Annotated in this window: 3 protein-coding genes; 1 reads left to right on the forward strand and 2 read right to left on the reverse strand. The window is 61.6% G+C overall.

Translation table 11 applies throughout. From position 1 onward, the window contains the following. A partial coding sequence (locus B5X69_RS21820; protein ID WP_217699179.1) for a hypothetical protein occupies nt 1-181 on the forward strand: 181 nt, incomplete at its 5' end. A gap of 45 nt (nt 182-226) precedes the next feature. Here B5X69_RS21820 and B5X69_RS20730 read toward each other — a convergent pair. Then, on the reverse strand, nt 227-493 hold the full coding sequence (locus tag B5X69_RS20730; RefSeq protein WP_021224660.1) for a hypothetical protein: 267 nt from the start codon (nt 491-493) through the stop codon (nt 227-229). Nucleotides 494-503: 10 nt separating this feature from the next. Beyond that, complete coding sequence (locus B5X69_RS20735) at nt 504-1,079, reverse strand: recombinase family protein (RefSeq protein WP_031297433.1); 576 nt, start codon at nt 1,077-1,079, stop codon at nt 504-506. Nucleotides 1,080-1,166 lie beyond the last annotated feature (87 nt).

Raw genomic sequence — 1,166 nt, forward strand, 5'->3', positions numbered from 1 at the left:
TGAATGGTCATTTCTCACTCCTTTTTCGGCAAGGCCGCCTGCCTGCGGCTGCGGCCCTGACCCGCTGGCGAAGCGCGGGGTGGGGAGGGGAGAAGCGAAATTGATGGGGGTGGTGCGGGCGCAGGGAGCGAAGCGACTGAGCCTCGGCCCTGTCCATTTCGGGGTCACTGCACGAAAGTGATGTTTACGTACGCTAGGATCGAACGAACGGTGAACGGCGTCTCTGCTAACGCCGAAAAGGGATGACGACAGCCTGGTCGAGGAAGGCGCGCATACCTTCTTCATCGACGGTCTGGCGGAAAGCGGCATGCGCGGCATCATCAGTCGCGAACAGGTCGTCCCAGACCGTAGACGTTCCATGCTCGTTTTCGACTTCGAGCGACCAGCCCGGCTCATTTTCCAACCGGATGATGTTCACTTTCACGGTGACGCCCTGCTCGGTGACGACACCAGACAGGCTCGAGGCGACGATGTTGGGATCGCGTTCGTGCATCACTCTTTCCTCATACTTTGACTGCGGTTTTGGCAGCGGTGCCTTCGAGCGCCTTGTAGAGCGCGGTTTTGCCAACCTTGAGCCGCGTGGCCGCCTCGCGGACAGTCAGCCCTGCCGCGATATGAGCGCGTGCCTTGCGCAATTTGTCAGGCGTGATGACGGGGCGCCGCCCACCAAGGCTCCCCCGCTCCCGTGCGGCCTTCAGCCCGGCGTTGGTGCGTTCGCGGATTAGATCGCGCTCGAACTGAGCGAGCGAGCCGAAGATGTTGAACACCAGCATGCCACCCGACGTGGTGGTGTCGATCTGCTCGGTCAACGAACGGAAGCCCACGCCGTGCGCGGCAAGCTCGCCAACCTTCTCGATCAGATGGCTCATCGAGCGACCGAGCCGGTCGAGCTTCCACACGACCAGCGTGTCGCCATCACGTAGGTAGGCCAACGTCTCGGCCAGTCCTGGTCGATCGGTCTTCGCGCCGGACGCATGGTCATCGAAGATGCGCTCGCATCCGGCTGCATTCAGCGCGTCATGCTGGAGCGCCAGCTTCTGGTCGCCGGTAGAGACTCGTGCATAGCCGATCAGCGCCAAGGCCGGTCCCGATCTGTCCGTTTTCCCATCGATTTGCATTCTTGTCCGAATCGCCATCGTAGGTCCAGAGTTGACGGACATATTCAT

Source organism: Sphingopyxis flava (assembly GCF_900168005.1).
Taxonomy (GTDB): domain Bacteria; phylum Pseudomonadota; class Alphaproteobacteria; order Sphingomonadales; family Sphingomonadaceae; genus Sphingopyxis; species Sphingopyxis flava.

What these genes read in the sequence shown, in the direction of transcription:
- B5X69_RS20730 (WP_021224660.1), bottom strand. Translation starts at nt 493, where the DNA reads ATGCACGAACGCGATCCCAACATCGTCGCCTCGAGCCTGTCTGGTGTC.